Annotated in this window: 21 protein-coding genes; 1 reads left to right on the top strand and 20 read right to left on the bottom strand. The window is 58.8% G+C overall.

What is annotated here, in order from left to right; genetic code table 11:
• Positions 1-65 precede the first annotated feature (65 nt).
• From BY454_RS10825 to leuC, 18 genes are all read right to left on the bottom strand, one after another.
• Positions 66-1,403 (bottom strand): replication-associated recombination protein A, encoded by a 1,338-nt coding sequence (locus tag BY454_RS10825; RefSeq protein ID WP_104416486.1) that lies wholly within the window; start codon positions 1,401-1,403, stop codon positions 66-68.
• Positions 1,403-2,053 carry an outer membrane lipoprotein chaperone LolA gene (lolA, locus tag BY454_RS10830; protein WP_104416487.1) on the bottom strand — a complete coding sequence of 217 codons (651 nt, stop codon included), beginning with the start codon at positions 2,051-2,053 and terminating at the stop codon, positions 1,403-1,405. The genes BY454_RS10825 and lolA overlap by 1 nt, the downstream gene beginning before the upstream one ends.
• Positions 2,054-2,064: 11 nt before the next feature.
• Entirely contained in the window at positions 2,065-4,614 is a 2,550-nt protein-coding gene (locus tag BY454_RS10835) for a DNA translocase FtsK (protein ID WP_104416488.1), read from the bottom strand.
• Between the two features lie 7 nt (positions 4,615-4,621).
• On the bottom strand, positions 4,622-5,857 hold the full coding sequence (locus BY454_RS10840; protein ID WP_104416489.1) for an O-succinylhomoserine sulfhydrylase: 1,236 nt from the start codon (positions 5,855-5,857) through the stop codon (positions 4,622-4,624).
• A 30-nt stretch (positions 5,858-5,887) separates the two neighbouring features.
• A complete protein-coding gene (gene purF, locus BY454_RS10845; RefSeq protein WP_104416490.1) occupies positions 5,888-7,414 on the bottom strand; it encodes an amidophosphoribosyltransferase in 1,527 nt (508 codons plus the stop codon).
• A 33-nt stretch (positions 7,415-7,447) separates the two neighbouring features.
• Positions 7,448-7,954 (bottom strand): CvpA family protein, encoded by a 507-nt coding sequence (locus BY454_RS10850; RefSeq protein ID WP_104416491.1) that lies wholly within the window; start codon positions 7,952-7,954, stop codon positions 7,448-7,450.
• A 93-nt stretch (positions 7,955-8,047) separates the two neighbouring features.
• The gene (locus tag BY454_RS10855; RefSeq protein ID WP_104416492.1) at positions 8,048-8,695 is read right to left on the bottom strand and encodes an SPOR domain-containing protein; all 648 of its coding nucleotides are present in this window, start codon (positions 8,693-8,695) and stop codon (positions 8,048-8,050) included.
• Positions 8,696-8,737: 42 nt separating this feature from the next.
• Positions 8,738-10,024 (bottom strand): bifunctional tetrahydrofolate synthase/dihydrofolate synthase, encoded by a 1,287-nt coding sequence (gene folC, locus BY454_RS10860; protein WP_104416493.1) that lies wholly within the window; start codon positions 10,022-10,024, stop codon positions 8,738-8,740.
• Positions 10,005-10,934, bottom strand: a complete 930-nt coding sequence (gene accD / locus BY454_RS10865; protein ID WP_104416494.1) for an acetyl-CoA carboxylase, carboxyltransferase subunit beta — start codon at positions 10,932-10,934, stop codon at positions 10,005-10,007. Before accD ends, folC begins: the two co-directional genes overlap by 20 nt.
• 38 nt (positions 10,935-10,972) lie before the next feature.
• On the bottom strand, positions 10,973-11,785 hold the full coding sequence (gene trpA / locus BY454_RS10870; protein WP_104416495.1) for a tryptophan synthase subunit alpha: 813 nt from the start codon (positions 11,783-11,785) through the stop codon (positions 10,973-10,975).
• Between the two features lie 17 nt (positions 11,786-11,802).
• On the bottom strand, positions 11,803-13,011 hold the full coding sequence (gene trpB / locus BY454_RS10875) for a tryptophan synthase subunit beta (RefSeq protein WP_258075631.1): 1,209 nt from the start codon (positions 13,009-13,011) through the stop codon (positions 11,803-11,805).
• Positions 13,004-13,633, bottom strand: coding sequence for a phosphoribosylanthranilate isomerase (locus BY454_RS10880; RefSeq protein WP_104416497.1), 630 nt, complete (start codon positions 13,631-13,633; stop codon positions 13,004-13,006). The genes trpB and BY454_RS10880 overlap by 8 nt, the downstream gene beginning before the upstream one ends.
• Positions 13,630-14,538: a tRNA pseudouridine(38-40) synthase TruA gene (gene truA / locus BY454_RS10885; protein WP_104416498.1), complete on the bottom strand. Its 909-nt coding sequence runs from the start codon at positions 14,536-14,538 to the stop codon at positions 13,630-13,632. The genes BY454_RS10880 and truA overlap by 4 nt, the downstream gene beginning before the upstream one ends.
• A gap of 85 nt (positions 14,539-14,623) precedes the next feature.
• On the bottom strand, positions 14,624-17,719 hold the full coding sequence (locus BY454_RS10890) for a FimV/HubP family polar landmark protein (protein WP_104416499.1): 3,096 nt from the start codon (positions 17,717-17,719) through the stop codon (positions 14,624-14,626).
• 260 nt (positions 17,720-17,979) lie between these two features.
• The gene (asd, locus tag BY454_RS10895) at positions 17,980-19,095 is read right to left on the bottom strand and encodes an aspartate-semialdehyde dehydrogenase (RefSeq protein ID WP_104416500.1); all 1,116 of its coding nucleotides are present in this window, start codon (positions 19,093-19,095) and stop codon (positions 17,980-17,982) included.
• A 390-nt stretch (positions 19,096-19,485) separates the two neighbouring features.
• The gene (leuB, locus tag BY454_RS10900) at positions 19,486-20,559 is read right to left on the bottom strand and encodes a 3-isopropylmalate dehydrogenase (RefSeq protein ID WP_104416501.1); all 1,074 of its coding nucleotides are present in this window, start codon (positions 20,557-20,559) and stop codon (positions 19,486-19,488) included.
• 20 nt (positions 20,560-20,579) lie between these two features.
• Complete coding sequence (gene leuD / locus BY454_RS10905) at positions 20,580-21,227, bottom strand: 3-isopropylmalate dehydratase small subunit (RefSeq protein WP_104416502.1); 648 nt, start codon at positions 21,225-21,227, stop codon at positions 20,580-20,582.
• Positions 21,228-21,244: 17 nt separating this feature from the next.
• Positions 21,245-22,663 carry a 3-isopropylmalate dehydratase large subunit gene (leuC, locus tag BY454_RS10910; RefSeq protein ID WP_104416503.1) on the bottom strand — a complete coding sequence of 473 codons (1,419 nt, stop codon included), beginning with the start codon at positions 22,661-22,663 and terminating at the stop codon, positions 21,245-21,247.
• Between the two features lie 547 nt (positions 22,664-23,210).
• On the opposite strand from leuC, the gene BY454_RS10915 reads away from it, so the two are divergent.
• On the top strand, positions 23,211-24,086 hold the full coding sequence (locus tag BY454_RS10915) for a LysR family transcriptional regulator (protein ID WP_104416504.1): 876 nt from the start codon (positions 23,211-23,213) through the stop codon (positions 24,084-24,086).
• Here the strand turns inward: BY454_RS10915 and BY454_RS10920 are convergent, their stop codons facing one another.
• Together BY454_RS10920 and aroC are read right to left on the bottom strand one after the other, a co-directional pair.
• Positions 24,087-25,259 carry an MFS transporter gene (locus tag BY454_RS10920; protein WP_308471500.1) on the bottom strand — a complete coding sequence of 391 codons (1,173 nt, stop codon included), beginning with the start codon at positions 25,257-25,259 and terminating at the stop codon, positions 24,087-24,089.
• On the bottom strand, positions 25,256-26,350 hold the full coding sequence (aroC, locus tag BY454_RS10925; RefSeq protein ID WP_104416506.1) for a chorismate synthase: 1,095 nt from the start codon (positions 26,348-26,350) through the stop codon (positions 25,256-25,258). The genes BY454_RS10920 and aroC overlap by 4 nt, the downstream gene beginning before the upstream one ends.
• Between the last annotated feature and the right edge of the window lie 12 nt (positions 26,351-26,362).

Below are 26,362 nucleotides of genomic sequence, written 5' to 3' on the forward strand. Positions count from 1 at the left end.
TATTCGCTCTTCACCCCTGGCTCCGCACGGTTTTGGAAAGGCCTACCTACTGCTCCCTCCGCTGACTATCGGTAACGCTTATTAGGGCTGCCCTCATCCATCGCTTCAAGCCGCTGGCGCTTCTCCTCCAGCTTGATTTCCAGCCCCCGCTTGACCGGCTGGTAATAACGGCGCTGGTGGATGGCCTCAGGCAGGTAACATTCGCCAGCGGCGTAGGCATCGGGTTCGTCGTGGGCATAGCGGTATTCGTCACCGTGACCCAGACTTTTCATGAGTTTGGTGGGCGCATTGCGCAGGTGTACCGGCACTTCGTAGTCCGGGTCCTGACGAACATCGGCCATGACCTGGTTGAACGCCTTGTAGACCGCATTGCTCTTGGGCGCCAGGGCAATGTAGGTGACTGCCTGGGCCAATGCCAGTTCACCTTCCGGAGAGCCCAGGCGTTCCTGGGCGTCCCAGGCCTGCAAAGTGATCTGAAGCGCCCTGGGATCGGCATTGCCGATATCCTCACTGGCAATGCGCACCAGGCGGCGGGCAACGTAGAGCGGATCGCAACCGCCGTCCAGCATCCGGCACAACCAGTACAGGGCTCCGTCCGGGCTGGAGCCGCGCACGGACTTGTGCAGGGCGGAGATCTGGTCGTAGAAGACATCGCCGCCTTTGTCGAAACGGCGCAGGCTGGTTTGCAGTACCTGTTCCAGGGTGTCTTCGGTGATCCGGTTTGCACCCTGCTCGTCCCGCTCCGCCAGGTCGGCCGCCACTTCCAGGATATTCAGCGCCCGACGGGCGTCGCCCCCGGAGGCCTGGGCGATGGTGTCACGCACTTCCGGTGCCACCGCGAGGGTGCCGCCGAAACCGCTGTCATCCGTCAGCGCACGCTCAATAAGCTGGAGAATGTCAGCCTGTTCCAGATTCTTGAGCACATAGACGCGAGTGCGTGACAGCAGGGCGCTGTTCAGCTCAAACGAAGGGTTTTCAGTGGTGGCCCCGACAAAAATAAAGGTGCCATCCTCGATGTGAGGCAGGAAGGCGTCCTGCTGGCTTTTGTTGAACCGGTGCACCTCGTCCACAAACAGCAGGGTATCCTCCCCATGGGCCTGTTTACGGTTGCGGGCACGTTCGACCACCTCGCGGATTTCCTTGACGCCACTGAGCACGGCGGAAATGGTCTCAAAGGAGAGATGGCCCAGGTTCGCCAGCAGGCGGGCAAACGTGGTTTTCCCCACCCCCGGCGGTCCCCACAGGATCATGGAATGCAGCTGGCCCTGCTCCACGGCCCGACGCAGGGGCTTGCCGGGTCCAACCAGGTGCTGCTGCCCAACGTATTGGTCGAGGGTAGCGGGCCGCATACGGGCGGCCAGTGGCTGGAACCCGGCGTCGGATTCGAACAGGCTATCCTGCATCAACCAGCATCCCGGATGATGTCGACGCCCTCCGGATAGTCCAGGTCAAAAGCGCCCTGTTCGATCGATTCATTCAAAACGATGTCATCAAAGCTGAGGATGCTGAGCTGGCCCAGGGAATCCTGCATGCGCATTTCCTGCAAAACGCCGTTCTCGAAGCTCAGGCGCAGGGAAACAAACAGGGAATCCGGCGCACGGGGTACCAGCTTGAATTCCTGCACTCGCGTACCAACGCCACGCTCGTACACTTCGTAGCTATCGTTAAGGTTCGCCACCTCGCCACTGAGCAAAAGCGCCGGTGTGGTCTGAACGCGGTCGTCCAGGTTATGGATGGTCACCTGTTCCAGATCGGGGTCGTACACCTCAACGGTGTCGCCATCACTGACAATAAACTGCGGCAGGGGCTTACTGGTTTCCCAATAGAACAATCCCGGACGCTTGGCCATGAGCCGGCCATGGGTTTCCTGAACCTGGGTCCCACTCTCATTGACAACAATCTGGATGAAATCGGCCTGGTAGCTTTGATAATCACGCAGCATGCCCGCCAATTGCTCTGCCGCCGCCCGGGAGGCTTCCCCGGCTTCAGCTGACGCCAAGGGAGCAGAAAACGACAGGATGACAGCAAGAGCAACCGAGAAAAATCGGATCATGAAGATAACTCCTAATCTCTGGGTGGCGGTGGAGCCAGCACTTCCCTGGCGCCGTTATGGCCCGCCGGACTGACTACACCCGACGCCTCCATGGCATCCACCAGGTTGGCGGCACGGTTGTAGCCAATCTTGAATTTACGTTGCACCGAAGAAATGGATACCCGGCGACCTTCCGTTACAAAGGCCACGGCCTCATCAAACAGGGCGTCCCCTTCGTCACCGCCCCCGCCTTCGGCCAGGGTGGGCACACCCGGCAGATGTTCACTCTCCGCACCGTTGAGCACGTCATCGACGTACTCCGGCTCACCTCGTGCTTTCCACGCGTTCACTACACGGTGCACTTCGTTATCATCCACGAATGCGCCATGTACCCGCACCGGCAAACCGCTACCCGGCGGCAGGTAAAGCATGTCGCCATGGCCAAGGAGCTGTTCGGCTCCGCCCTGATCCAGCACCGTGCGGGAATCAATCTTGGATGAAACCTGGAAGGAGATCCGGGTGGGAATGTTGGCCTTGATCAGGCCGGTAATCACATCCACGGACGGCCGCTGGGTCGCCAGGATCAGGTGGATGCCCGCCGCCCTCGCCTTCTGGGCGATCCGGGCAATCAGTTCTTCCACCTTCTTGCCAACGATCATCATCATGTCGGCGAATTCGTCGACCACCACCACAATGAACGGGAGGGTATCCAGCTCAGGCCGTTCCTGCTCATCGTTGGCCAGGTGATCATCCGGTTTCCAGAGTGGGTCGAGCAGCGGCTCGCCCTCGGCCCGGGCGTCCCGGACCTTCTTGTTATAACCGGCAATATTACGCACACCCAGGCTGGCCATCAGCCGGTAACGGCGCTCCATTTCCGCCACACACCAGCGAAGGGCATTGGCGGCTTCCTTCATGTCGGTGACCACGGGCGCCAGCAGATGGGGAATGCCCTCATAGATGCTCAATTCCAGCATCTTCGGGTCCACCATGATAAAGCGCACTTCCTCCGGCGTGGTTTTCATCAGCATGCTCAACAGCATGGCATTCACGCCCACCGATTTACCGGAACCGGTGGTACCGGCCACCAGCAGGTGCGGCATCTTTGCCAGGTTGGCGACCATGGGATTGCCGCCAATGTCGTTGCCCAACGCCAGGGTCAGCGGCGAAGTGGATTCCGTGAATACCCGGGCGCCCAGCACTTCACTCAGGCGCACCATGTCGCGTTGCTCGTTGGGGATCTCGATACCCACCACCGACTTGCCGGGAATCACTTCCACCACGCGGACGCTGAGTACCGCCAGGGAACGCGCCAGGTCTTTGGCCAGGTTGGAAATCTTGCTGACTTTCACGCCGGGTGCCGGCTTGATCTCGAACCGGGTAATCACCGGGCCCGGGTTCACTTCCACCACTTCCACGGACACGCCGAAGTCGGCCAGCTTTTCTTCCAACAGGCGCGACATGTGCTCCAGGGCTTCCTCCGAATAGCCCATCTGCTTGTTCTGCTCGGGAGGGTCCAGCAGTGATAGCGGCGGAATCGTCGTTTCCACGTCTTCCAGCAGCGAGCCCTGGCGGCTGTCGCGTTTCTTGGACGGGGCTTTTTCCTCGTTCTTCTTGAACGGCGAGATCTTCACTGACCGGCTCGCGGATTTCTCGGCCTTCTTGGGCGCGGGCGCGTCTGCGCCTTCGTTGTCCGTGGCGCTGAAATGCTCCAGCGACGGTGGCTTGGGCTCCGGCCTGGAGGAGCCATCGATCAACGGCTCCTTGCGCTCAGCAGGCGTTTCTTCGGAATCTTTCCGCTTACGACCACCGCGTCCTAACACCCGGCTCAACCAGGAATCCTTTTTCTGGTTCTCCGTCTCGAATGGCGGCAGTTGATCGTGGACCACAGGGGGCGCGGGCTCTTTGCCCTGCTCTTCAGAAGAGTCATTTTCAAGGTCGCGCTTGAACACCCCCACGACACGACGCACCGCTTTCAGGGTCAGGCCGCCCACCTTGTCCATCAACCAGAACCAGGACAGACCGGTAGTCACGGTAAGCGCGAACAGGAAAATCGCGATAAGCAGCAGTGTGGTGGCTGGCAGGTTGAAAAAGCGCACCATGGATTCGGAGACGGCAGTACCCAGCACGCCCCCGGAGGAGGCGCCCAGTCCGAACAGGGAATACAGGGAAAGCAGACTGGTGGCGGAAAGCAGAATCAGAACGAAGCCACCAAAACGCACCAGGAGCAGCGGCCAGTGCACATCCAGAGGCTGGTTTCGCAAGCGGATCAGCATCAGCGCATAGCCGGCGATCATCACCGGGAACAGCCAGGCCACGTGCCCAAACAGGTCCATCAACAGGCTGGCCAGCCAGGCACCGGTGCGACCGGCGTGGTTGCTCACCTGGGTCTCGTGACCCACGCTGGCCCAGCCCGGATCGGAAGGGCTGAACGTAAACAGCGCCATCGCCAGATAGATGCACAGTGCAATCAGACCGATGACTGCGCCTTCCCTTGCGCCCTGTGTCATAAGGCGGCGAAAGCGTTGTTGCTTGTGGCTCAGTTCAGCGTTTTCCGCTGTATTCGCTTTGCCGGTTTCCGCCATGAATGCTCTATTGGTCAATAAGTTCGTTCAGTGCCTGAAAGCCCCGTTGCAGGTCGGCTTTCAGGTCATCGATTGCTTCAATGCCCACCGAAAGCCGGATCAGGCCTTCGGTAATGCCAGCCTTTTCTTTGTCTTCAGGCGACAACCGACCGTGGGTGGTGGTCGCCGGATGCGTGATGGTGGTTTTAACATCGCCAAGATTGGCGGTGATGGAAATCATCCGGGTGGCGTCAATAAAACGCCAGGCATGAGCCCGGCCACCCGCCAGCTCAAAAGATACAATACCACCAAAACCACTCTGCTGGCGCTTGGCCAGTTCATGCTGGGGATGACTTTCCAGACCAGCATAGAAAACGTTGGTCACGGCCGACTGTTGCTCCAGCCAACGGGCCAACTCTAACGCATTGTCGCAGTGGGCGCGCATACGAATTGGTAAGGTTTCCAGGCCCTTCTGGAACACCCAGGCGTTGAACGGGCTCATGGTCGGGCCCGCCGAACGGATAAAGCCGTAGATCTCATCCAGGTACCTGGCCGGACCTACCACCACACCGCCGACACAGCGGCCCTGGCCATCCAGGTACTTGGTGGCTGAATGAATCACCAGGTCGGCGCCCTGCTCCAGCGGCCGCTGAAGTACCGGGGTGCAAAAACAGTTGTCCACCACCAGCAGGGCGTCACTGGCTTTTGCCAACGCGGAAAGCCCCGCCATATCCGCCACTTCGCACAAGGGGTTAGACGGTGTTTCCAGGAATAGCATGCGGGTTTCCGGGCGCACCGCCGCCTTCCAGCCTTCCATATCCGTCACGCTGACAAAGGTGGTTTCCACGCCAAACCGGGCCATGTACTTCTGGAACAGCACATTGGTGGTGCCGAATACGCCCCGGGAACAGACCACATGGTCTCCGGCCTGCAACAACGACATACAAGTAGCGAGAATCGCAGACATGCCAGAGGCGGTGGCGACAGCCTTTTCTCCCCCTTCCATGGCAGCAATACGGCCCTCGAAGGCCTGCACCGTGGGATTGGTGAAACGGGAATAAATGTTACCCGCCTCTTCACCACCAAAGCGGGCGGCCGCCTGGGCGGCACTGCCATAAACAAAGCTTGAGGTGGGGAAAATAGCGTCGCTGTGCTCCAACTGCCCGGTACGGATCTGCCCGGCCCGCACTGCCAGGGTATCCAGAGACATGCCTTCCAGGTCCGATTCAGGAATCCAGTGGTGCTCGTCATGGCCAAATGTCATAGCGTTCTCCGGCAGTTACAGGTTGGAGCTTCAATTTTCATCGTTGTGCAGGTCGATGATGCCGTTATCCGAATCATCCATCATCTGGCCGGATGAACGGGCATCGTCGTTGCGCAGGTCTTCCAGTCTGCCCAGATAGGCTTCGTTAACATCGCCGGTGACGTAATTGCCGGTGAAGACTGAGCATTCCCAGCCATCAATATCTTCGTTGACATCGTTCACGCAGGTAATCAGGTCGTCCAGATCCTGATACACCAGCCAGTCCGCACCAATCAGCTCGCCGACCTCTTCAACGGTGCGATCATGGGCGATCAGCTCGTTGGCAGACGGCATATCGATGCCGTACACATTGGGATAACGCACGGGGGGCGCGGCGGAAGCGAAATACACCTTGCGGGCGCCGGCATCCCGGGCCATCTGAACAATTTCCTTACAGGTGGTGCCGCGCACGATGGAATCGTCCACCAGCATCACGTTCTTGCCCCGGAATTCCAAGTCAATGGGGTTCAGCTTCTGGCGCACGGATTTCTTGCGCATCTTCTGGCCCGGCATGATAAAGGTCCGGCCAATGTAGCGGTTCTTGATGAAGCCTTCCCGGTATTTGACGCCCAGTTCGTGGGCCATCTGCATGGCCGAGGTGCGGCTGGTATCGGGAATCGGCATGACCACATCGATATCGTGGTCGGGCCGGTCGCGCAGCACCTTCTGGGCCAATGTTTCACCCATGCGCAGGCGGGCCTTGTAAACCGACACCTTGTCCATAATGGAATCCGGGCGGGCAAAATACACGTGCTCGAAAATACACGGGTAAAGTTTGGGATCTTCCGCACACTGCTCGGTGTAGAGGGAACCGTCGGTTTCGATATACACCGCTTCACCCGGCGCAATATCACGCACCAGGGTAAATCCGGCCGCGTTCAGGGCCACGCTTTCGGAGGCAATCATGTACTCTTTCTGGCCGTTGTCATCTTCCCGGACACCGTAACAGGCCGGGCGAATGCCGTTGGGATCCCGGAAACCGACGATACCGTAGCCCGTAATCATGGCAATCACGCCATAAGCCCCCCGGCAGCGCTTGTGCACGGCGCGAACGGCAGTAAAGATCTCATCCTTGGTGGGGTTCAGCTTGCCCTGTTTCTGCAGCTCGTGGGCAAACACGTTCAACAGGACTTCGGAATCGGAGTTGGTATTGATGTGACGCAGATCAGTGCGGAACAGGTCGCTGCTCAACTCGTCGGCGTTGGTCAGGTTGCCATTATGAGCCAGGGTAATGCCGTAGGGACTGTTTACATAAAACGGCTGGGCTTCGGCGGAGCTGGAGCTGCCGGCCGTGGGATAGCGCACATGACCAATTCCCACGTTACCCACCAGACGGCGCATGTGGCGGGTGTGAAACACATCCCGAACCAGCCCGTTATCCTTGCGGAGAAAAAAACGATTGTCCTGGTAAGTCACAATACCCGCTGCGTCCTGGCCACGGTGCTGAAGCACGGTCAGTGCATCATAGAGAAGCTGGTTGACGTTAGAACTACTGACAATACCGACAATGCCACACATGGCTGGACAATTCTCCGAGTGTAAAACTGAAAGTTAACGGCCTGCTGGCGCAAGCAAACGAGCGTATTCATCACCAAAGGTTCGGCGTGACCAGTCCTCCAACACCCCCAGGTGTTCGATCATCACCGATGACTGCCACCAGGTGTCTTCCGACAACGGCGTATAGCGCGTAAACGCAATGGCCACCACCACCACGACAACGCCGCGGAGCAGCCCAAACCCCATTCCCAATACACGATCGGTTGGTGAAAGACCGGTCGCCTTGATCAGGGATCCGATCAGGTTGTTGATAACGGCCCCGACAATAAGGGTACCGAAAAACAGGATGGCGAACGCGGCGATCAACCGCACCAGGGGCGTTTCCACCGTGCTCTGCAGCAATCCCTGCATTTGCGGATGAAATGCGCGGGCGATCACAAAAGCGCCAATCCACGTAACCAGCGACAGGGCTTCTTTGACAAAACCCCGCTTCAGGCTGATAACGGTGGAAACTGTAATGAGGGCAATGATGACCCAATCAATCCAGATCAGCGTTTCCATGAGTGTCCCGGCGGCATAGAGAAGACGCGGATTTTAACAGGAAACGGGGTCACACCAAACTCTAGTTGGCCAGAACCGGCCCTTGGAACCAAACTATTTGTCACCGCGCGTGATCAGACTGTCCAGACCGAACTCATTGTCCAGGAGACGCTTGGCGTCCTCGGCACCGGCTTTGTCAGCGAAGGGCCCGCTGAACACGCGGGTCAGGCGACCATCACCGGAGCCGACCTGCTGGAGGTGGGCGTCATACCCCAGTTCCAGCACTTTATCCCGAAGACCACGGGCGTTGCTTTCTTTGCCAAAACTGCCCAATTGAACAATCCAGGCTCCCTCGAGAGACCGGCTAAACTCAGCGGGCTTTTGCTCTTCGGCAGGCTCACTTTGGGCAACCTCATCAGGTGCCGAAGGTTCTGTATTCTCGGAAGCGGTATTCTCAATCAGGCGATAACCGGCAGACTCACCCGTATCGCTGGCCTCTTCCTCTGGCGAAGGCTGAGGCTCTGCCTGGGCGACCGGATCTTCAGAAAGTGAAGGATCGGCCTGGGATTCCAGAACATAATTATCAGTTTCCATGGCCGGCTCATCGGGCATATCCACTTCCGGGAATGGCGGCTCTTCAGGAATGGTGATGGGCGTTGCCTGACGCTCCGAATGTGGCTCGTCGAAAATCATCGGCACAAAAATAACGGCCAGACAAACCAGGACAAGGGCGCCAATGATCCGTTGCTTTAATCCATCCACCAGGAGAACTCCCGTCGGTTACCGGTTTTCAGACTGATAGTATCAAAGCGCCCTGGCCTCAGCCACGGTATAGAACGACCCAAAGACAACAATAACGTCCGCCGGAGCCGCCTGCGCCCGGGCTGCAGCGAGGGCCTCGGCCACTGTTACAAATTGGTCACCATCCATCACGCCTGCATCAAGGGCCCGTTGCTGTACCTCACCGGCAGACAGCCCCCTGGGCACATCCAGACCGGCGAAGTACCAGGCATCCACCACGTCTGCCATTGCAGTCAACACCCCAACGGTATCCTTATCGGCCAACGCCCCATAAACACCCCGCACCAATCGACCGGACTGCCGGTATTGAGCGAGTTTGCCGGCAAGCCATTGAGCCGCATGGGGATTATGCCCAACATCCAAAAACACGGCAGGATCGGAGCCAATTTGCTCAAACCGGCCGGGAACGCGCACGGATTTCAGCGCATCACTGAGTTGGACGCCAGACATCTCTGGAGCCAGCTCTCGGGCCAGGACAGCCGCCGCACCAACACTCTGAATGGGCAACGGGGTATCGGGCAGAGCGATAACGCTATCGCCCATCACCAGATCCACGCCATCTCCACTCCGAGGCTGGAACTGGTAATCCCGGCCGGTCAGGCGCAAATCCACTTTCTGGGCAGACGCCTGCTGCAACACAGACTCCGGCGGCTGGGGATCGGCACAGACCGCTGTAATACCAGGGCGCAGAATTCCGGCCTTTTCAAAGCCGATGACTTCCCGGTTATCCCCCAGGAAGCCTATGTGATCGATATCGATGGCCGTGATGATGGCATAGTCGGCATCCAGGACATTGACCGCATCCAGGCGACCACCGAGCCCCACCTCCAGAATCCAGTCCTGCACGCCGGCCTCGGAAAAGGCCACGAAGGCGGCCAGGGTGCCGAACTCAAAATAGGTCAGGGAGATATTGCCTCGGGCAGCTTCCACCTTCTCAAAGGCACCAACCAGGGCTGCGTCGTCGATGTCCAGACCTTCGAGCCGCACCCGTTCGTTGTATCGCTGCAAATGCGGCGAGGTATAAGCCCCGGTGCGACGACCGGCGGCCAAAAGAATACGTTCAAGCGTGGCAACCGTGGTTCCCTTGCCGTTGGTCCCGGCAACGGTGATGATCCGTGCATTCGGTTTACGCGGAAATAACCGACGCAACACCACCAGCACACGATCAAGACCCAGATCTATTTCGGTAGGATGAATGGCTTCAAGAAATTGAAGCCATTCATCAACAGAAGCGCCGGCGGCAGGAGAGGATGCCGGCGCTGTCGCGGACTTATTGCCCTTGAGGTTCATCGGTTTCCGGTTTTTCCGAAACTTCAAACTCGATGGGCTCTTCGGTGCCCGGCTTTTCCTGATTGTTGAACTTGGCCAACAAGTGAGCCACACGCTCACGCATCTGGTGCCGGTGCAGGATCATGTCAACAGCGCCATGCTCGAGCAGGAACTCTGCCCGCTGGAAACCTTCCGGCAGCTTTTCACGAACGGTTTGTTCGATAACCCGAGGACCCGCGAAACCGATCAGGGCGTACGGCTCGGCAATGTTGAGATCGCCCAACATGGCCAGACTCGCAGACACGCCGCCGAATACCGGATCAGTCATAACCGACACATACGGGACGCCTTCCTGCTTCATACGCTCCAGCACCGCCGAGGTTTTGGCCATCTGCATCAGCGACAGGATCGCTTCCTGCATACGGGCGCCGCCACTGGCAGAGAAGCAGACCAGCGGAATGCGATGCTCCAGGGCAACGTTCGCGGCCTGGACAAATTTCTCACCAACGACCTGGCCCATGGAGCCACCCAGGAAGTTGAACTCAAAGGCACAAGCGACCAGAGGCACACCCATGGTGGTACCACGCATGGCCACCAGCGCGTCCTTCTCACCCGTCGCCTTCTGGGCCGCGGACAGGCGGTCCTTGTAGCGCTTGCTGTCCTTGAACTTCAGGCGGTCATAAGGCTCGAGTTCCGCACCAATTTCTTCGCGACCATCCGCATCCAGAAAGATGTCGAGCCGACGACGAGCGGGCACGCGCAGGTGGTGATTACATTTCGGACAAACGTCCAGGTTTTTCTCCAGCTCGGGCTTGTAAAGAAAAGCACCACACTTCGGGCATTTCTTCCACAATCCTTCGGGTACGCCGGTACGTTGCCGTGATTCCGAGCGGATTTTGCTCGGCATAATCTTTTCAAGCCAGTTACTCATGCTCTCATCCTGTCCTTTGAAGCCTGGATGGTGTCTGCTCAGTTGACCTGGTTGTCCAGAGCCTCACGCATCGGGTGCAACAGATCGGTGAGCGCCTGGTTCAGGGCTGCGGGATCTGTCTGATTTTCTGCTATTGTATTCACCAACACACTGCCCACAATTACACCATCGGATACTTTGCCGACGGCAGCGGCTGTTTTTGCATCCCGAATACCGAAGCCAACGCCAACTGGCAGCGCGGTCAATTCGTGAATGTGTGCCACCTTCCGGGCAACATCGTCCACATCAATACTGGCCGAGCCGGTGACACCCTTGATGGATACATAATACACATAACCCGAGGAATGCTCAGCAATGGCCCGGATACGATCATCCGTCGTGGTCGGTGCCAGCAGGAAGATCGGGTCCAGGTGCCGCTCGGCAAACAACGGCGCCACCTGATCGGCTTCTTCCGGCGGAAGATCGACAGTCAGGACGCCATCAATACCCGCCTCGGCGGCGGCATCGGCAAACTCACGGTACCCCATGGCCTCCATGGGGTTAAGATAGCCCATAAGAACCACCGGCGTGTCGGCGTCGACTTTCCGGAATTCCGCCACCATGCCAATCACCTGGCGCAGGGAGGTGTTGTGTTTCAGGGCCCGCTCACAGGCCAGCTGAATCACCGGGCCGTCCGCCATGGGATCAGAAAACGGCACCCCAAGTTCGATAATGTCGGCACCGGCAGCGACCAGCGTATGCATCAACTCAACGGTCTGGTCCGGGTGGGGATCACCGGCGGTGATATAGGGAATCAGGGCCTTACGGCCCTGCTCTTTCAGGGATTTCAATACACCTTCAATTCGGCTCATGCCTGCTCCTGCTAACCTCAGATCTCGATACCATCCAGTTCGGCGACGGTATGAATGTCTTTATCGCCCCGACCGGAGATGTTGATAACGATGTTCTGGTCTTTGTCCATTTGCGCCGCCAGTTTCAAACCGTAGGCAACCGCATGGGCGGTCTCCAGAGCCGGCATGATGCCTTCCACTCGGGTCAGGGTACGGAACGCGGCCAGTGCTTCATCATCGGTTACCGAAACGTAATTGGCCCGGCCAATGTCTTTCAACCAGGAGTGCTCCGGACCCACGCCCGGGTAGTCCAGGCCGGCGCTGACCGAATGGGTACCGGCAATCTGGCCATTCTCATCTTCCATCAGATAAGTCCGGTTACCGTGCAGTACCCCCGGGCGACCCGCACACAGGGGCGCAGCGTGCTGACCGGTTTCGATACCCAGACCGCCGGCTTCCACACCGTAAAGCTCGACATTCTCATCGGCCAGGAACGGATAGAACATGCCAATGGCGTTGGAACCGCCACCGACGCAGGCTACCAGGGCATCCGGCAACTTACCGGTCTTATCCAGGCACTGCTGCCGGGTTTCACGTCCAATCACCGACTGGAAATCACGAACCAGAAGCGGATACGGGTGCGGGCCAGCCACGGTGCCAATGATGTAGAAGGTATCGTCCACGTTTGCCACCCAGTCACGCATGGCATCGTTCATGGCATCCTTGAGCGTCTTGGTGCCACTCTCGACAGCATGGACCGTGGCGCCCAGCAGCTTCATCCGGAACACGTTCAGGGACTGGCGCTTCACATCCGATGAGCCCATGAAGATATGACACTCCAGGCCCAGGCGGGCGCAGACAGTCGCCGTGGCCACGCCGTGCTGGCCGGCCCCGGTTTCGGCAATGATGCGTTTTTTGCCCAGGAACGAAGCCAGCAGCGCCTGACCGATGGTGTTGTTCACCTTATGGGCGCCGGTGTGGTTGAGGTCTTCACGCTTGAGCCAGATCTGGGCGCCACCGGTTTCGCGGGTCAGGCGCTCAGCCAGATACAGGGGGCTCGGGCGGCCCACATAGTCGGCAAGATCTTTGTCGAAAGCGGCCTGAAAGTCCGGATCGTCTTTCAGTCGCAGATACTCTTTTTCCAGAGTCATCAGCGAATCCATCAGGGTTTCCGAGACAAAACGGCCACCAAAGTCACCGAAGTGACCCCGGGCATCCGGAAACGCCTTCAACATTTCTTCAGTCAGTTTTACAGACACGGCGTACCTCGTTGAAAAAATCAGTTAGTTTGGTGGCGTCTTTCCTGCCTTTCCCGGACTCTACCCCGCCACTGACATCAACCGCCCATGGGCGGACCTGCTCAATGGCGTCGGCCACGTTAGCAAATGTCAGGCCGCCGGCCAATATAAGCGGCAGAGGGCGTTCGGCCGGTATCAGGGACCAATTGAACGATTGTCCGGTGCCGCCATAACGATTCGGGTCCCAGGCGTCCACCAGCAGCCCGGAAGCGTTCCGGTATTCCTGGAACGCGGCTTCAATCTGTCCGGCCTCACGCACCCGTACCGCCTTGATCCAGCGCCGACCAAATGAGGCGCAAAACTCTGCGGGCTCATCGCCATGGAACTGCAACAGATCCAGCGGTACCGCTTCGAGGACCTGCTCCACCCATTTACGCTCGGGATTCACAAACAGGCCGGTGACGGTCACGAATGCCGGCACCCGAGCGGCAAGTTCTCTTGCCTGGGCGATCGACACGGCACGCGGACTTGGCGCATAGAACACCAGACCGATGGCGTCGGCGCCGCTACTCACGGCAGCATCAATATCTTCCGGCCGGGTCAGGCCACAAATTTTTACTCGGGTGATCATGCGTCGGTCACCCTCCGTTTCGGATGAATATGCGTCGGTTCAATCGGCCGGCTCGCGTCCGCATCCAACCAGGGCGTCACAAAGGCGGGCCCGCACTGAGCCAGGGGCACCTGATACCGCGTGGGGTAACCCACGTCCACCAGGTAAAGCCCGTGGGGCGGCGCCGTCACACCGGCTTTGCGCCGATCCCTGGCCTGCAGGATATCACCAATCCAGCCAATCGGCTTCTGGCCCGCCCCAACCGCCATCAAGGCTCCAGCAATATTGCGAACCATGTGATGCAGAAACGCGTTGGCCTGGACATCGATTACGACAAAACTTCCACAACGGGTTACCGAAATTCGCTCCATATAGCGAACGGGTGTGCGGGACTGACAACCGGCGGCCTGAAACGCTGAGAAATCGTGCTCGCCAAGCAGCGCCTGGGCAGCTTCCTGCATCCGGTCGGCATCCAACGGCCGAAACGTCCAGCTAACCTGCCCTCGCTGGATGCCCGGACGCACCGGATGGTTGTAGATCACGTACCGATAACGCCGGTAGATCGCCGAAAAGCGGGCATGGAAATCATCCACGCCGTTGCCGGCCCAGTGTACCGCGATATCGTCCGGAAGTGCCGTATTGATGCCCATCACCCAGGACCGGAGGTTGCGAACCGAGGGGGTATCAAAATGAGCCACCTGGAAGCTGGCGTGGACGCCGGCGTCGGTCCGTCCAGCACAAACCAGGTCCACCGGGTGATCGGCCACTTTCGCCACTGCCTTGGACAGCTCCGCCTGAACCGAGCGCACACCGCTTTTCTGGAACTGCCAGCCGTGAAAAGCACGGCCATCGTATTCAAAGACGAGGGCTACCCGGCCATTGCCGATGGCATTATCTGTTGTCAGGGGCTGAGGGGTAAGAAACAAGTTTTGATCCGAAATATGAAATTCAGAAACACAAAGCGCCGGCTCGGAGCCGGCGCTTTGCCTTTACAGGAGGGATTATAACGAATCAGGACAGATTTTTAAGAAGCTCCTGAGCTTCCGCCTTCTGCTCATCGTTACCTTCCAGGGCGACTTCCTCGAGAATGTCCCGGGCACCGTCGCTATCTCCCATTTCCACATAGGCCCGGGCAAGATCCAGCTTGGTGGCAGCCTCATCCGTACCCGCCAGGAAATCAAAGTCATCGTCGTCTCCGAGATCACCTTCATCCAGGTCCAGCGCGGAAGGCTGAGGCTGTTCTGGCTCACCCGCTTCTGCTTCCGGTTCGCCCGCTCCTGTTTCCGGTTCAGCTGCCGGCTCTTCCTCTTCCGCCGTAGGAATTTCCTCTTCGGTATCGGAGGACTCGACCGCATCCTGCTCTTCAGCCTGGGCGATTTCTTCCTCCAGCGGCTGCGCCTCCTCCGAGTCTGACAGTTCATCCATGATGGCAAGATCCTCATCTGAAAGGTCCATATCCAGATTGCTCAGATCAGGGGCATCCGCCTCGGGTTCAGGCTCTCCAGCCGACTCTTTCTCTCCGGCTACCTCGTCCAGATCCGCGTCCAACTCTTCCAGGAACGAATCGTCCAGGGTTTCCGGGGAGATCGACAGGTCGTCCTCGGCTGGCTCAGGCTCAGCTTCCGACTCCATTGGCTTCTCCGAAGAGGTTTCTTCGAATTCAGACGCCATGTCTTCCAGCTCAGGAGACTCCTCGAGCTCAAGACTGGACCAGTCTTCACTCAGGTCGACGTCATCCTCGGCCGACAGCTCTTCACCAGCTTCAGATTCAGACTCTTCATCCATTTCTTTGTCGGATTCCAGCTCGAAATCGATCGAGCCAAAGTCATCTTCTTCAGAAGCAGCTTCGGATTCCGCCTTACCGGACTCCTCCGGTTCCTCAAGATCTGCGAGAGAGAGGTCGAACTCCATTTCTTCTTCGCTGGCGTCGGTTTCTTCGGCCACGTCGGAGGCGAGATCCCCAAACTCATCTTCCAGAGTCTCTTCCTTGGAAGCCTCAAACTCCTCAGACTTGAATTCCTCGGTCATGGAGTCGTCGCGATCGCTCTGAAGAGACTCCTCGACTGTGCTGAAGGAAGTATCGGAACGCAGCTGGGACTCAAGGTCATCAATGCTGGGGCCAGCCTCAGCCTCTTCCAGACGGGCGCGCAACTCGTTGGCCTGGGCTGTTGCATCTTCGTCATCCAGCGCCGCCAGTTCGTTGTACTGCTTATCGAAGGATTCGGAGTCCTGGCTGTCGGCGTAAACCGCAAGAAGTTTGAGCCTCAGATCGGTACGGCTGGGTTCGCGGGAAATACCGGCCTCCAGCACTTCCGCTGCTTGCGGATGCTGGCCATAGGCAAGGTACTTTTCAGCCTCTTCCAGCGCATCACCGGTCGGCGCCTGTGCTTCGGTATCCGCTTCGTCATCCAGGCTGAGGTCAAAAGAGTCCTCGCCTGGTTCATCCGACTTTTCGTCAGCAAACTGGTCAAAAAACGCCTTTTCCTTGTTGGCCCTGCGACGACTTACCAGAAGCAGCAACAGCAGCAACAGGATCAGCCCACCTCCCAAAGCGATCTGGTAGAGCGGGTTGCCCATGATCAGATCGATAATATTGCCCGGGAACGGCTTCTGTGCCGGAGCCTGGGGCTGCTCAGGCTGAGCCGGAGCGGTAGCCACAGCCTCTTCAGGGGCAGCTTGTTGATCGGCAGGCGCTGCGGTCTGAGCCATCTCAGCTGCTTGCTCGGGCTCTGCGGCACCAACGGCCCCGCCCGAATCCTCGGTAGTGGTCGGCTCTGCGGTCGGGCCCTCAACTGTCATCGCCGGCCCGGCTTCTTCCTGTGCTACTGCTGACTCTTCAGCAGGCTCATTGGCCGCGTCCTGCGGCTGCCCAGCCATTCCAGCATCGCCGGGCTGGGTATCTCCGCCCTGGTCTGCTGCAGGCTGCGCCATCTGTTCTCCATCAGCAGCGGCCGTCTGTTCTCCGGCCATACCCTGCATCTGTGCCAGCTGGTCATCCTTAAGCTCGAGCAGGCGCTGAAGCGTTTGCACCTGGTCCTGCAGGTCATTCAGGCGGCTATCAAGTTCCTGGTTCTCTCGACGCAGCGCATCCAGCTCTTCGTTGGCAACGGCTTCGCCAGCGTCCTGGCCACCGGGCAGGTCACCGTCACCACCGGCTGAACCGCCGTCTTCGGCATTACGCGATGCCGCGTCCTGCTCTTCCGCCACCAGCAACTTGAGCTCGCCGTCACCAGCAGCCTGTTGCGCAGGCTGAGCAGCGCCAGATCCTTCAGAGCCGGCTGTCTCGGCAGGAGCCGGGCTCTCTGCAGGCGAACGAAATTCCTGATTCTGCTGAGCCACAATGCGGTCGGCTTCCCGACGGCTGCGACTACGAATCTGTTCTTCGGTGGGCACCCGAAGGACCTGCCCCTTCATCAGGCGATTGATATTGCCACCAATGAACGCGTTGGGGTTTGCGTCCTGGATCGCCAGCATCATTTGGGGCATGGAGATGGAGGAATCCGGGCGCATTTGCTGGGCGATCGACCAGAGCGTGTCAGACGGCCCGGTAGGGCCATAGGTCTCAGTTGCACCGTAGCGACGGGACAATGAGCTTTCGGCCTGAGCCCGGCGCCGACTGGATTCAGCACTACGCTGATCCTGAGCGGGCTCCGAGCGCGTTGAGGTCGAAGGCGCAGATACCGGCTCCTCGAGGCCCGATTCTTCCGCGTATACCGGAGGATCCACCAATACGGCGTATTCACGCATCAAGCGGCCACTGGGCCAGGTCAGTTCCAGCAGGAAGTTGAGATAGGGTTCACGGAGGGGTTCGCGGGAAGTTACGTTGATGGCGAGCCTGCCATCGGGGGCGGTCACCACTTCAAATCGAAGCTTGCTCAGGAACTGATTGCGTTCCAAGCCGACGCGCTGATAAGCCGCTTCCGGTGCCACATTGACGAACACATCGTTGGGATTGACCCCCTGACTTTGCCGGAGTGAAATCTCCGCATCGAGGGGTTCATTCAGCCATGACTGGAGTTCAATTTCGCCCAGTCCCAGGGCATGTGCCATCCCGGAGCCAAGCCCTCCCGCCAGCGCCAGGGCAACCGCAAGCTTGCGTACCTTCATGCTTTTTCCTTTCCAGTCTCCGTTATTATTCACTGCTGAATCTCAACAGAATCGGACCCGCTTATATATTGTTAGATCAAGCAAGTATTGTTGATAAGCTCCCTTTTATCAATCAATCAGACGCAATCCTTGCACTGTTTTGAGATATATCAGCCGGAACTTGTTCACCTTATTGAAAATAACAGGGGCGAGCACTGAAATCAGCACCCGCCCCTGATCGGCTTTTAAAAACCGGACACAGTTGGCATTACTACCAACTGTTAACGCTCCTGCAGAATCCGCAGCATGCGGCGCAACGGCTCTGCTGCACCCCACAGAAGCTGGTCACCCACGGTGAAGGCGGAAATGTATTCCGGCCCCATACCCAGTTTACGGATACGGCCAATCGGCACACTCAGGGTACCGGTGACTTTCGCCGGGGTCAGTTCCTGCATGGTGGCTTCTTTTTCGTTCGGGATCACTTTCACCCAGTCGTTAGCCTTGGCCAGGATGCTCTCGATTTCAGACACCGGGATGTCTTTCTTGAGCTTGATGGTCAGGGCCTGACTATGGGAGCGCATGGCACCGATACGAACGCAGATGCCGTCAATGGGAATCGGGTTGTCGCTGCGACCCAGGATCTTGTTGGTCTCAACGCCCGCTTTCCATTCTTCCTTGCTCATGCCGTTATCGAGCGGCTTGTCGATGAACGGAATCAGGCTGCCGGCCAGCGGCACTTCGAAGTTGGCCGTCGGGAAGTCACCGGAGCGCATAGTCTCGGTCACCTTACGGTCAATTTCGAGGATGGCTGAAGACGGATCTTCCAGTTCCGGCTTGACCGCACCGTTCAGGGCACCCATCTGGTCCAGCAGCTCACGCATGTGCTTGGCACCGGAGCCGGAGGCCGCCTGATAAGTCATGGGAGACACCCACTCAATCAGATCCTGCTCCAGCAGGCCGCCCAGGGCCAGCATCATCAGGCTAACGGTGCAGTTGCCGCCGATGTAATCCTTCACGCCCTTGTCGAGCGCTTCGTCGATCACGTTGCGGTTAACCGGATCAAGCACGATGACAGAATGATCCACCATCCGCAGGGTAGACGCGGCATCAATCCAGTAGCCGTTCCAGCCGGCGTCCCGCAGTTTCTGATAGACCTCGCCGGTGTAATCGCCACCCTGACAGGTCACGATGACATCCATGGTCTTCAGGGTGTCGATGTCGAACGCGTCCTGCAGAGGCGGAACGCCGTCCTTGCCTACGTCCGGGGCCGGCTTCCCGGTCTGGGAAGTGGAGAAAAACACCGGATCGATATCGGCAAAATCGTTTTCTTCACGCATGCGCTGCATGAGGACCGAGCCCACCATGCCACGCCAACCTACAAGTCCAACTCGCTTCATGTGCAACCTTTGAACCCTAGTACTCCGCAAAGATGATATTGCGCGATTCAGCGCCAAACAGGGCTCGACCTGCAAGGCGCAGGGGTGAAGGCATAGTGGTGCTATGTCTAGCCCATGCAACACGGCAGGGCGTGCCCTGTTTGGCGCCCTTCGGGTCAGTGCGGAACAGGCTCATTGCTGTGTTGTTTACTCTTGGCATAGAGCCACTATGCCTACGAGCAAACGCCTTGCACTGAACCTGTTCCGCACTGACTGAATCACGCAATATCATCTTCGCGGAGTACCGTTATGCCCACCCGCTACCGTTATCGCTGGCAGGGACAGGATGGATGATCCCGCAGCAGCTGCATCCTGCTGCTGTCGGGTCTTTTACAAACGGATCAGCCGAGCTTAAAGCGCGCTGAGAACGGCTTCACCCATCTCGCGGGTGGAAACCTTCTTGCCGTCTTCAGACATGATATCGGCAGTACGCAGCCCCTGATCCAGCACCTTGCTGACCGCCGCCTCGATTGCCTGGGCGGCTTCTTCCTCGTCAAGACTATAGCGCAACATCATCGCGGCGCTAAGAATTGTGGCCAGCGGGTTGGCAATGCCCTGCCCGGCGATATCCGGCGCAGAACCGTGACACGGCTCGTACATGCCCTGCTTGTCGGAGTTCAGCGACGCCGACGGCAGCATGCCGATGGAACCGGTCAACATTGCCGCTTCGTCAGAAAGAATATCACCAAACATGTTGCCAGTCACAATCACGTCGAACTGCTTGGGCGCCCGAACCAGCTGCATCGCGGCGTTGTCCACGTACATGTGGGTCAGTTCCACATCCGGGTATTCGCGCTTCAGGTCTTCCATGATTTCCCGCCACATAACAGTGACTTCCAGCACGTTGGCTTTGTCCACGGAACACAATTTCTTACCACGCTGCTGGGCGGTTTCAAACGCCACCCGACCAATACGACGAATTTCCGATTCGGTGTAGGCGTAAGTGTTGTAGCCCTGACGCTCGCCATGCTCCAGGTTACGAATGCCACGCGGCTGACCGAAGTAGATGCCGCCGGTCAGCTCACGGACAATCATGATGTCCAAACCAGACACCACTTCCGGCTTAAGCGAAGAAGCCGAAGCCAGCTGCGGATACAGGATGGCGGGGCGCAAGTTGGCGAACAGCTCCAGGTTGGAGCGCAGGCCCAGCAGGCCCTTTTCCGGACGCTTGGCCATGGGCAGGCCGTCCCACTTCGGGCCGCCCACGGCGCCCAGCAGGATGGCGTCGGCCTTGCGGCCCTTGTCCAGGGTTTCGTCCGGCAGCGGATCGTCGTGCTCATCCAGAGCCGCACCACCCACCAGGGCGGACTCAAAGTGCAGATCCAGTTTGAAATCGTCGTTGACCTTTCTCAGCACCTTCTCGGCTTCGGCAACAATTTCCGGGCCAATGCCGTCACCCGGCAGCAACAGAATATTACGGGGCATATCTTTTATTCCTTATTCGATTAGTGTCCGGCGTTAAACAGCCAGGGTGCCGTTTGCTTGCGCTTCTCTTCGTAATCCTTGATCAGGTCGGCATCCTCAAGGGTAACACCGATGTCATCCAGGCCATTGAGCAGGCAGTGGCGGCGGAAGTCGTCCACCTCGAAGCTGAAAGACTCACCCGACGGCGTGGTCACGGTTTTCGCTTCCAGGTCCACCGACAGCTGGTAGCCTTCGTTCTCCTCGGTTTCGCGGAACAGCTGGTCAACCACTTCTTCAGGAAGAATAATGGGTAACAGGCCATTCTTGAAGCAGTTGTTGTAGAAGATATCGGCAAAGCTCGGGGCGATAATCACCCGGAAACCGAAATCGTCCAGCGCCCAGGGGGCGTGCTCGCGGCTGGAGCCACAACCGAAGTTGGACCGTGCCAGCAGCACACTGGCGTTCTTGTAGCGATCCTGGTTGAGCACGAAATCCGGGTTGATCGGACGCTGGGAGCAATCCTGGTCCGGCTTGCCTTCGTCCATATACCGCAGCTCGTCAAACAGGTTCGGCCCGAAGCCCGTGCGCTTGATCGACTTCAGAAACTGCTTGGGAATGATCATGTCCGTATCCACATTGGACCGGTCCATGGGGGCGACAACGCCCTGGTGTTGCGTGAATGCGCGCATGGTGTCTCTCCTGTGGATCAGTTCATCAATTCGCGGACATCAACAAAATGGCCGGTGACCGCCGCAGCCGCCGCCATGGCCGGGCTCACCAGGTGGGTGCGACCACCAAAGCCCTGACGCCCTTCGAAATTCCGGTTGGAGGTGGAGGCACAATGCTCGCCCTGCCCCAGCTTGTCGGCGTTCATGGCCAGACACATAGAGCAACCCGGGTCACGCCATTCCAGCCCGGCTTCAATGAAGATCTTGTCCAGACCTTCTTGCTCCGCCTGAGCCTTCACCAGACCGGAACCCGGCACCACCATCGCCTGCTTGAGGCTCGGAGACACCTTGCGGCCCTTAACCACGGCGGCCGCTTCACGAAGATCCTCGATCCGGCTGTTGGTGCACGAACCGATGAACACGCGATCCAGCTGGATATCAGTAATTTTCTGGTTTGGCTTGAGGCCCATGTATTTCAGGGCGCGGACAATGCCTTCGCGCTTGATGGGATCAGCTTCCTGTTCCGGGTCCGGCACGCTGCCTTCAACGCCGGTGACCATTTCCGGAGACGTGCCCCAGCTGACCTGCGGGTTGATGGCAGAACCATCGAGTTCTACGACCTTGTCGAACTCGGCGTCATCGTCGCTGTGCAGGGTGCGCCAGTAATCCACGGCCTTGTCCCAGGTCTCGCCTTTCGGCGCGAACGGACGGCCCTTGACGTAATCGATGGTGGCGTCATCCACCGCCACCATGCCCACGCGGGCACCGGCCTCGATGGACATGTTGCAGATGCTCATGCGGGCTTCCATGCTCAAGCCACGAATGGCCTCACCACCGAATTCGATGGCGTAGCCGGTGCCGCCGGCGGTACCGATCTTGCCAATGATGGCGAGCACCACGTCCTTGCCAGTCACGCCCGGGGCCAGCTTGCCGTTGACCTTGACCAGCATGTTTTTCATCTTCTTCTGCACTAGACACTGGGTGGCCAGCACATGCTCCACCTCGGAGGTGCCGATACCATGGGCCAGACAGCCAAAAGCACCGTGGGTGGAGGTGTGGGAGTCACCACAAACAATGCTCATACCCGGCAAAGTGGCGCCCTGCTCTGGCCCGATCACGTGCACGATGCCCTGGCGCTGGTCCTTGATCTTGAATTCGAGGATGCCAAACTCGTCGCAGTTCTTGTCCAGGGTTTCCACCTGGATACGGGAAACCGGGTCAACAATGCCTTCCACGCCTTTGTCGCGGTCGGTGGTCGGTACGTTGTGGTCCGGGGTGGCGATGTTGGCGTCCAGACGCCACGGCTTGCGACCAGCCAGGCGCAGGCCTTCAAACGCCTGCGGGGAGGTCACTTCGTGCAGCAATTGCCGGTCGATGTAGATCAACGCGGAGCCGTCGTCCCGCTGTTTGACCAAGTGGTCGTCCCACAATTTGTCGTATAAGGTCTTGCCCGCCATGATTCTCTCTCACTCTTTGGGGGTTTCTGTTTTATGACGCTTTCCGAAGAGTTTACCCGCTGTTACTGAATAACCTCAATTCATGTTTTTTATTCATTGCATTCCATAACGGAATCCTAAATCATTGGCTTTCGACTAAGTGCCGGACGCGCGGTGGCGGGGAGTGCTTTCCAAAAGACGCTACAAGCATGTCCCTATGCGCTTAACTCGGGCCATCCATGGCCCTCGATACTTTTGGAAAGCACTCCCCGCCACCCCGCTGTTAGACATCCGCGCGAAACGCACAAGCCTTCACATTACCGGGATTAAAAGAACGGCAACTGAAGGGCTAAGCACAAAGTCCATGGAGCTAGCCCCAAAGCGTTATTGCCCAAGTCCGCAAAGCGGCTTCAGGGACCTTCTCCCAAAAATTTCGAAGGCCATGGATGGCCTGAGAGAAGCGCACAGGGACCGTGCTTGTAGCGGTTTTTGGGAGAAGGTCCCTGAAGCCGCTAACACACCAAACTGGCAGGCTACCGCGTATCGGGGCAACTCACAGGCATAAACAATGGACTCAAACTCACTAAAAGCGTTCCTGACAATAGTGGACCAGGGCTCATTCTCGGAAGCGGCCGAGATCCTGCACCTGACGCAGCCGGCCATCAGCAAGCGCCTCGCCGCCCTGGAAACGCAGCTGGGCGCCCGACTGATTGACCGCAGCAACCGCGATATCCGCCTCACCGATGCCGGGGCGCGGCTCATGCCCCACGCCCGAAGGATACTGGACGAAATCCATAACGCCCGCCTGGCACTGTCGCCGGACTCGGACACCGTTGAAGGCGAGCTGTCGATCATCGCCAGCCACCATATCGGCCTTCATCACCTGCCCAACTGGCTGAGGCGTTTTCGGAGGGCCTGTCCTCAGGTGACGCTGGATCTGCAATTCATGGATTCGGATGCCGCCTACCACCAAATGAACAAACGCCATGCCGAACTTGCCTGTGTCACCCTTAGTGACAGCATGAACCCCGACTTCCGAATTCACGCCCAGTGGCCGGACCCGATGGCATTTGTGGTGGGGGCGGACCACCCCTTGGCCGACCTGACCTCGCCGACACTGGCTGACCTGGCTGAACACCCGGCGCTCCTGCCAGACACCAGCACGGCCACCTACCGCGTGGTCAGTCGCTTGTTCCTGGAAGCCAACCTGCCGCTGGCGCCCCTGATGCCCACCAACTACCTGGAGACCATCAAGATGATGACCAGCGTCGGCCTGGGGTGGAGCGTGTTGCCGGTGAGCATGCTCGACAGCAGTCTGAAAGTGTTGGATGTGGGGCATCCGGTTACCCGGGTACTTGGCGCCATTGCGCTTTCAGGCAGGCAACTAAGCAACAGCGCCCGGGCCATGCTGAAGATTATCGAGGCGGAGGAAAGCGCCGAGTGATCAGGCTTCGGCGGGTTCTTCCGGGGGCGGCTGCAGCTTACGCCAGGTGATCAGGGTGGCAATGGCCATAGCAACGGCGCTGCCCCAGAAGGCCGCGGAGGTACTGAAACCATCCACTAGAAACCCAGACAGCCAGGCCCCAAGAGCGCCGCCAGCGCCGAACGTCAGGCCACTGTAGAGCGCCTGTCCCTGGCCATGATGATGTTTGCCAAAAAAGCCCTGGATGTACTGCACCGACACCGCATGCAGCGCGCCATAGGAGGCGGCGTGGAGCAGCTGGGCAAACAGCAGGATGGGCAATACGGCAGTCAGTTCGGCAATCAACACCCACCGGATCATGGTCAGGATTAATGCGCCGATGGCAATCTGACGAACCGTGAACCGGCGCGATACTCGGTGCATGACCAGAAACAGCCCAATCTCGGCAATCACCCCCAGGGACCACAGCAACCCTATGGCCAGCTTGCCGTAGCCGTGCTGCTCCAGGTGGATGCTGAAGAAGGTGTAGTAAGCCCCGTGAGACACCTGCAGCAAGAAGTTCATCAGGAAGAACGCCACCACGGATGGATGGGTGACAATGGCCTTCAGGCTGCCTTTGGGCGCGAGAGGCTTACGTTCACCCTTTTCCGAGGGCACCAGGAACGCGGAAACCGCAATACCCGCAAAGACCGGCATCAGCAGCCATGGCAGGGACTGAATGGGCACCCACTCCAGCAGGCCACCAATCAGCCCGACTGCACCAATAAACCCAACTGAGCCCCACAGGCGCACTTTGCCGTATTTTTCCTTACGCTTGCCCAGAGTTCGCAGGGTGATCACTTCGTACAGCGGCAGGATGGCATTCCAGAAAAACGTGAAAGCCAGCATCACCAGCAACAGGCCCCAGAACCCGGGTTCCAGGAACACACCGGCGAAAAACAGCGAGCCGGTGATGGCGCCGAAGCGCACCAGGCGCACGCGCTGCCCGCTGCGGTCACCCAGCCAACCCCAGACGCTGGGCGCAACAATTTTAGTTAGTTGGATGGTCGCCATCAGTGTGGCGATCTGCAGATAGGAGAAGCCCTGGCCCTGCAGGTACAGGGACCAGTAAGGCAAAAGCCCTCCGAGGAGGGCAAAGAACCAGAAATAGAGGTTGGAAAGCCGCCAGTAGATGCTGCTTCCTCCCCTGATCAGAGCTGGCCGAGAACCGGCGTGCTCACCTGGACATCACCGTTCTGCCCCCGGTGGCGCAGGTAATGATCCATCAGGGTGATGGCCATCATGGCCTCGGCTATCGGCGTGGCACGGATGCCCACGCAGGGGTCGTGGCGACCGGTGGTGATCACTTCCACCGGGTTGCCGTTCACATCAATGCTCTGCCCGGGGATTCGCAGGCTCGACGTCGGCTTCAGGGCAATGCTGGCCACAATCGGCTGGCCAGAGGAAATACCCCCCAGCACGCCACCGGCGTTGTTGGACAGGAAACCGTCCGGTGTCATTTCATCCCGGTGCTCGGTGCCCTTCTGCTCGATACAATCAAAACCGGCGCCGATTTCCACCCCTTTCACCGCGTTGATGCTCATCAGCGCGTGGGCCAGGTCGGCATCCAGGCGGTCAAATATCGGCTCGCCCAGGCCCGGTGGCACGCCGTCGGCCACCACGTTGATGCGGGCGCCGATGGAATCCCCTTCTTTGCGCAGCGCGTCCATGTAAGCTTCCATCTCCGACACCTTGTCGGCATCCGGGCAGAAGAACGGGTTTTCATGCACCTGATCCCAGTCCAGTTTTTCCGCCTTGATGGGCCCCAACTGGGACAGGTAGCCACGAATTTTAATACCCAGACGCTGTTCCAGGAACTTGCGGGCCACGGCGCCGGCAGCCACGCGCATGGCCGTCTCGCGGGCGGAGGAACGACCACCACCGCGATAGTCGCGGGTGCCGTACTTGTGCATGTAGGTGTAATCGGCGTGGGCCGGGCGGAACTGCTCGGCGATTTTCGAGTAATCCTTGGAGCGCTGGTCGGTGTTCTCGATGATCAGGCCGATGGGCGTACCGGTGGTCTTGCCCTCGAACACGCCTGAGAGAATGCGCACTTCGTCCGCTTCCCGGCGCTGAGTGGTGTGACGGGAGGTGCCGGGTTTGCGGCGATCCAGATCACGCTGCATGTCCGCTTCCGACAGCTCCAGGCCCGGCGGGCAACCGTCAATAATGCACCCCAGGGCCGCCCCATGGCTTTCGCCGAAGGTGGTGACAGAGAACAACTTACCAAACGTATTTCCTGACATATTTCAGCACTT

It is taken from the genome of Marinobacter persicus (assembly GCF_002934325.1).
GTDB classification, from domain to species: Bacteria; Pseudomonadota; Gammaproteobacteria; order Pseudomonadales; family Oleiphilaceae; genus Marinobacter; species Marinobacter persicus_A.

Excerpts from the sequence above, each read along its gene's own strand:
- BY454_RS10825 (WP_104416486.1), bottom strand. The coding sequence starts at position 1,403 with ATGCAGGATAGCCTGTTCGAATCCGACGCCGGGTTCCAGCCACTGGCC.
- lolA (WP_104416487.1), bottom strand. The coding sequence starts at position 2,053 with ATGATCCGATTTTTCTCGGTTGCTCTTGCTGTCATCCTGTCGTTTTCT.
- BY454_RS10835 (WP_104416488.1), bottom strand. The coding sequence starts at position 4,614 with ATGGCGGAAACCGGCAAAGCGAATACAGCGGAAAACGCTGAACTGAGC.
- BY454_RS10840 (WP_104416489.1), bottom strand. The coding sequence starts at position 5,857 with ATGACATTTGGCCATGACGAGCACCACTGGATTCCTGAATCGGACCTG.
- purF (WP_104416490.1), bottom strand. The coding sequence starts at position 7,414 with ATGTGTGGCATTGTCGGTATTGTCAGTAGTTCTAACGTCAACCAGCTT.
- BY454_RS10850 (WP_104416491.1), bottom strand. The coding sequence starts at position 7,954 with ATGGAAACGCTGATCTGGATTGATTGGGTCATCATTGCCCTCATTACA.
- folC (WP_104416493.1), bottom strand. The coding sequence starts at position 10,024 with ATGAACCTCAAGGGCAATAAGTCCGCGACAGCGCCGGCATCCTCTCCT.
- accD (WP_104416494.1), bottom strand. The coding sequence starts at position 10,934 with ATGAGTAACTGGCTTGAAAAGATTATGCCGAGCAAAATCCGCTCGGAA.
- trpA (WP_104416495.1), bottom strand. The coding sequence starts at position 11,785 with ATGAGCCGAATTGAAGGTGTATTGAAATCCCTGAAAGAGCAGGGCCGT.
- BY454_RS10880 (WP_104416497.1), bottom strand. The coding sequence starts at position 13,633 with ATGATCACCCGAGTAAAAATTTGTGGCCTGACCCGGCCGGAAGATATT.
- BY454_RS10890 (WP_104416499.1), bottom strand. The coding sequence starts at position 17,719 with ATGAAGGTACGCAAGCTTGCGGTTGCCCTGGCGCTGGCGGGAGGGCTT.
- asd (WP_104416500.1), bottom strand. The coding sequence starts at position 19,095 with ATGAAGCGAGTTGGACTTGTAGGTTGGCGTGGCATGGTGGGCTCGGTC.
- leuB (WP_104416501.1), bottom strand. The coding sequence starts at position 20,559 with ATGCCCCGTAATATTCTGTTGCTGCCGGGTGACGGCATTGGCCCGGAA.
- leuD (WP_104416502.1), bottom strand. The coding sequence starts at position 21,227 with ATGCGCGCATTCACGCAACACCAGGGCGTTGTCGCCCCCATGGACCGG.
- leuC (WP_104416503.1), bottom strand. The coding sequence starts at position 22,663 with ATGGCGGGCAAGACCTTATACGACAAATTGTGGGACGACCACTTGGTC.
- BY454_RS10915 (WP_104416504.1), top strand. The coding sequence starts at position 23,211 with ATGGACTCAAACTCACTAAAAGCGTTCCTGACAATAGTGGACCAGGGC.
- aroC (WP_104416506.1), bottom strand. The coding sequence starts at position 26,350 with ATGTCAGGAAATACGTTTGGTAAGTTGTTCTCTGTCACCACCTTCGGC.